This is a genomic window from Psychrobacter sp. Ps6 (assembly GCF_022129235.1).
Classification (GTDB): domain Bacteria; phylum Pseudomonadota; class Gammaproteobacteria; order Pseudomonadales; family Moraxellaceae; genus Psychrobacter.
Genome location: NZ_JADQAI010000021.1, coordinates 1 through 5,455 on the forward strand (window position 1 = coordinate 1; position 5,455 = coordinate 5,455).

5 protein-coding genes are annotated in these 5,455 nt (G+C 41.5%); all 5 read left to right on the top strand.

Going from position 1 to position 5,455, the window contains the following annotated elements:
- Positions 1–903: glycosyltransferase (locus I3255_RS13005; RefSeq protein WP_238039197.1), on the top strand; the 903-nt coding region annotated here is incomplete at its 5' end.
- Entirely contained in the window at positions 900–2,678 is a 1,779-nt protein-coding gene (locus I3255_RS13010; protein WP_238039198.1) for a sugar transferase, read from the top strand. The genes I3255_RS13005 and I3255_RS13010, both read left to right, overlap by 4 nt.
- A gap of 57 nt (positions 2,679–2,735) precedes the next feature.
- Positions 2,736–3,044 (top strand): STAS domain-containing protein, encoded by a 309-nt coding sequence (locus I3255_RS13015; protein WP_068946596.1) that lies wholly within the window; start codon positions 2,736–2,738, stop codon positions 3,042–3,044.
- Positions 3,041–3,826, top strand: coding sequence for an OmpA family protein (locus I3255_RS13020; protein WP_238039199.1), 786 nt, complete (start codon positions 3,041–3,043; stop codon positions 3,824–3,826). The genes I3255_RS13015 and I3255_RS13020 overlap by 4 nt, the downstream gene beginning before the upstream one ends.
- A partial coding sequence (locus I3255_RS13025; protein WP_238039200.1) for an SLBB domain-containing protein occupies positions 3,823–5,455 on the top strand: 1,633 nt, incomplete at its 3' end. The genes I3255_RS13020 and I3255_RS13025, both read left to right, overlap by 4 nt.

Genomic DNA, 5,455 nt, shown 5'->3' on the forward strand with positions numbered 1-5,455 from the left:
AAGCTTATCTTTCTCAATAAACCCGCAGGCTTTAAGCCTCTCATATTTTTCCAACTCAGAGGGATTTTAAAACAGCACAAGATTCAGTTTATCCATAGTCATCACCTTGGCCCTCTATTCTATAGTCGACCAATCTCACGATTTATGGGGCTTCAACATATCCATACTGAACACGATAGCTGGCACTTAGACAACCCAAAAGCTCGAAAACAAACTCAGCTACTTGCCGCCGGAAAACACTTTTCTCTGATCGCAGATGCCAATCATATTGCTAAAGATCTTCAGTGTTATTTAAAACGAAACGTTGATCACGTCATTTTAAATGGCATTGATAGCCAAATATTTACACTAGGCGATCCCATTAAAGCAAGAGCACAATTACGGTTACCACCAGACTGTTTTTTAATTGGCGCAGCAGGTCGTTTAGTTGCAGAAAAAGGGATGGGGCTATTATTACAAGCTCTAGCTCAACTACCTCTACACTACCATATTGCGATTGCAGGAATTGGCCCTCAACAATCAATATTAAAACAGCAAGCGAAACAGCTCGGTATCCAGTACCGTGTTCATTGGCTCAACCTTGTTAATGATATGCCACTTTTTTATCAAGCCATCGACCTATTTTGTCTACCTTCAACCAGCGAAGGCTTACCTCTTAGCCTCTTAGAAGCGCAATCATGTGGTAAATGGGTGGTAGCAACCGATGTTGGTGCAGTGAGAGAAGTGATTACTTCAGACTCAGGCCATATTATTGCTGACCGTTCGGTGAAAGCATTAACCGATGCCATACTCAATGCCCCGCTTCAACCGTCAGCTCCAATGATAAGAGAGCACATTATAAAAAATACAGATGTTCGAATTATGGTTGAGCAATATGAAAAAATCTGGAGTTCAGCCTTATGATAACACTCACGCTGCTGCTCACCTTTCTTATCATTTATCATCATATTATTTACAGTATTAGCTTGCTCTGGCTTGCTAAACATCGACCTCAGCCAAAAGAGCCTAAGCATACTAGAGCGACGCTGCCCTCTATTGCATTTATTCTGCCGGTACATAATGAAGCTGATTATATTGAACAGAAGCTGGCGAATATTCTGATGCTCGATTATCCCGCCGATAAATTATCACTGTATATTTTTAATGATGGTAGTGATGATGCCACCCTTGCCAACATAGCGTATTGGGAAACCAAGTTTAAAGAACAAGGTATTGGATTATATCTAAATCATGAAGAACATAATTGTGGCAAAGTTATTCGTCTTAACAGTTTAATTCATCAAGCTCAACAAAGTGATTTTCTCGCTTTTACTGATGCTTCCGCCCTGCTTTCCATCGATGCTCTACAGCAAGCAGTTTTACAATTTCAATCCCCCAGCATTGGCGCTCTAACTGGAAATTACCTACTACAAAATGGAGGCTCAGGAGAGCAACAGTATTGGCAGTGGCAAAACCGATTACGTTTTGCTGAATCTGAACTCGGAAGTGTTATGGGCGGAAATGGTGCCTTTTATATAGTGCGCTCACACCTCGTTGAAACCCTACCCGAAGATACCATTAATGATGATTTTATTTTGCCGATGAATGTACTCAAACACGGATATAAAATTGTCTTTAGTGCCGATATTAATACCGTAGAGATAGCGCCCACCAGCCAAAGCCAAGACTATCGTCGTCGCCAGCGTATTGGTGCTGGTAACCTGCAACAGTTAATCCGATGCCGCTTTATATTAAGGCAAAAAAATTATGGCGCATTATGGTTATTCCTGTCAGGTAAAGGATTAAGAACCTTGATGCCCTTTATTTTAATTGGCTACTTTTTTCTCACATTAACACTCTCGCTTACAGGATCCATTCTTGGTTTAATACTATTTATGGGTCAATGCCTTGGTTACGGCTTAGCACTGCTACCCGCTTTCGGACTTAAAAATAACTACCTGATAAAACTGCACTATTTTGTTGCTAGTTACTTTGCCTCTCTGATTGGAATGTTGCGCTACAGTGTTGGGCAATTTAAGCGAGGATGGCGGCATATTCCCCCTATTGAAACCTATCAACCGCAAATTACATCCGGGTGCAAACGTCTATGCGACATTGTATTAAGTCTACTTGGGCTTGGGCTAACGCTGCCTTTTTGGCCTCTCATTGCTTTAGCCATAAAACTCAACTCAAAGGGACCTATTTTTTATCGTCAATTACGGGTAGGAAAGATCGAGCAAGATACGGTTGATCTATTTGAGATCATAAAATTTCGGACGATGTACCATTCTGAAAAAAACCAAGCAGATTTGTCATGGGCAAAGAAAGCAGATCCTAGAGTAACCACAGTTGGCCGCTTTTTAAGAGATACTCGAATTGATGAAATTCCACAGTTTATTAATGTGCTTCGTGGTGATATGTCATTCATAGGCCCAAGACCTGAGCGTCCTGAACTGTGTGGATCCTTGCAAAATGCATTGCCTTTTTATCTAGAAAGGACTGCCGGATTAAAGCCCGGACTCACAGGGCTGGCTCAAGTCAACCATGGTTATGACAACACCATTGAAGATGTAAAAGAAAAGATTGGTTGGGATCACGCCTACGCAGCCACTCTTGGCTCTCCATGGCAGTGGCTCAAAATGGACTGCTATATTTTGATTAAAACCATAAAAATTATGTTAACTCGTAAAGGGCAATAATTGGCACACCCTTTGAATTAATTTACTTACCCTTCATGCTTCAGGGATAAGTAAATCATGACACTGAGATCTTCAACCATACATTGCTTAACCGATGACTTTGACGCTCAATCTGCACGCCAACTGGAAGTGACTTTTCATCAATTGAGCTTATGTGATGCCAATGAACTCATTTTAGACATGACTCAAGTGACTTTCATTGATTCATGTGGCGTCGGTGCCATTGTTTTTCTCTATAAAAGATTAAAAGCACGACAACGAAACCTCAAACTGCTCAATGTTAATGGTCAAGTCAGAGAGCTATTATTAATGCTCCGTATAGATAAAGTCATCCCTTTCATCACATCAGCAGACTTACCATCATGACATCGGCTATCATGAAAACCCTATTCACCACAGCGTGGTGCTGCGCATTGACAGCTTGCACTCTTTGGCCAGAACCAAAACCATTACCACCAATTACCAAAGAGCAACAACATCAGTTAGAGCACTATTCATGGGAACTTAAGCTGCTAGAAGCACGTGGGGTAAAACTCTGCTTACCAGCTCAATATCAAAAACTTGATTGGTTATATCAACAAGCCTATCAAGAGTTCGTTGCTGGTTTTCCCCATGATGCGGAACTCACTCTGCAAAAATATCAATTTACAGCTGATATGATAGATCGCCAAATGGACTGGCTAGAATTTCATACTCACTGTTTTAATCACTATTCTGAGGTGGAGTTACGAGAACAACTCGAACTCTATTTTGCGGTCGATAATCAATTTGCCCTCAATCGCAGTGAACTTCTTCCCGCTTATCAACAAGCGTTAACTCAAGCAGCAGCAATCCTTAAACGTCATCGTCATTGGCACGTTAAACTGGTTGGGCACACTGATACTCAGGGACAAAAACACGATAACTATCACCTAGGACTGACCCGAGCGAATAATGTAAAACGGTTTTTATTAGAGCATGGGGTTAATGGTCATCAAGTTTCGGTACTAAGTACAGGAGAATCTCAAGCAATTCCAGATACACACTCTCGCACGATGCAACTAGCCAACCGCCAAGTTGTTGCTGAAATTTTGGTATCAGCTCACGATAAATCACCTCATCGCCACTTTTCATTAAAAGATTGGCCAGCAATGAGAACCACCCCATGAAAATCGTGATCGCCTTATTTCTTTTCACATTATCCTTTACATGTTGGGGCGAAATACTCACTCCAGGCGATCGTATCTTTTTACAAATTCCCGGAGAACCCGCTTTTGAACAACCTTTTACTATTAATGATCAAGGGCAATTGTTGCTTCCCGAGATTGGTCCAGTAAAAGTAGCAGGTCTTAAAGAACTAGAGGCTGAAGAACTGATATTCCAAGCCCTGTCAGAACTCTATCGTAACTTAGATGCATTTAAACTCAGTGTTGTGGAACAGCTCATTCGAGTTCAAGTGCTTGGTTATGTTGAAAAGCCTGGAGCAATATCGCTGCAACCAGAAAGTAATGTACAGATGGCTTTAACCAAAGTAGGAGGGGCTCGTCCTGGAGCACAATTGGATCAATTTCAATTGCAACGACAAGGAAAAAATCAACACTTTAACTATAAAAGCTATCTTGACTCTGGAGACCCTTCACTCCTTCCTATACTACAAGATGGTGATATTTTATTTATACCAGCCTCTCCCTTACTCGGTAATATTGAAGTCGATTTTGATGCCGCATCTTTGATTAATTCAGGAGACGCCAGTGAGCAGCAAGAAGGTATCACTATTTTTGGCGAATTACGAAATCCAGGCCTCTTTAGCTATAAAAAAGGAATGACAGTAATCGATGCATTGATGCGTGCTGATGGCGTTACCCGCTTTGCCGATGTAAGTAAAATCCGAGTGATTACTGACAATAAACCCTATGTTTTTGATTTGAAATATTATTTAGACACCAGTGATAACAGCAATCTACCACCAATAAAACCGGGAACAACCATCTTCGCCCCCATTGAAGTCGAAGATATTGGCACCTCAAAACGTTCTATTTATGTGATGGGAGAAGTCAAAGAGGCCGGCGTATTTGAAGCGACATCCGAGACCTCATTTATCGATGCTTTAGCCAATGCTGGCGGCCCCACTCGTTTTGCCGATACGACAAACATCCGGCTATTAAGAACTACAAAACCACCGATTACCATAAATTTAGTTACTTACACTAAAAATCCCCAAAGTATCACGCTACCTCCACTGGAGTCTGGCGACGCTATCTTTGTTCCTGAAAAACTCGATCTAAATGAAAAATCCTGGCTCAAAGTAACCGATGATCGAGCAATTAAAATTATTGGAGCAGTCAAAAAACCGGGACGTTACGAATGGAGCCAAGATATGGACTTTATGGATCTGTTAGCTCATGCCGGGGGGCCCAATCAACAAGCAAACTTAAGCCGAATTCGAATTATCAAAGAAAGTAAAACCACAGGTCACCAAGTGCAGTTTTTTGATTTTGATGGCTTTATCAAACGAGGAAGCCCTGCCAGTTTACTTCCAGATCTAGCCGCAGGTGATAGCGTAATTATTGATGAGCTTCCCAATGACCCTTCAGATAATAAATCCAGTTGGGTTCGACAATCTGCTAAGGATTCTATTTATATTTTTGGCTCTGTTGGTGCTCCAGGACGTTATGCATTCAATCGCGAGCAAGGCTTTTTAGATATCTTATCAGCCGCTGATGGGCCTGTTGCTCAAGCAGATTTAAAAGAAGTCTTGATCACTCATCGCAATGGGCAACAACGAAAAATCACCCGGC

Excerpts from the sequence above, each read along its gene's own strand:
- I3255_RS13010 (WP_238039198.1), top strand. The coding sequence starts at position 900 with ATGATAACACTCACGCTGCTGCTCACCTTTCTTATCATTTATCATCAT.
- I3255_RS13015 (WP_068946596.1), top strand. The coding sequence starts at position 2,736 with ATGACACTGAGATCTTCAACCATACATTGCTTAACCGATGACTTTGAC.
- I3255_RS13020 (WP_238039199.1), top strand. The coding sequence starts at position 3,041 with ATGACATCGGCTATCATGAAAACCCTATTCACCACAGCGTGGTGCTGC.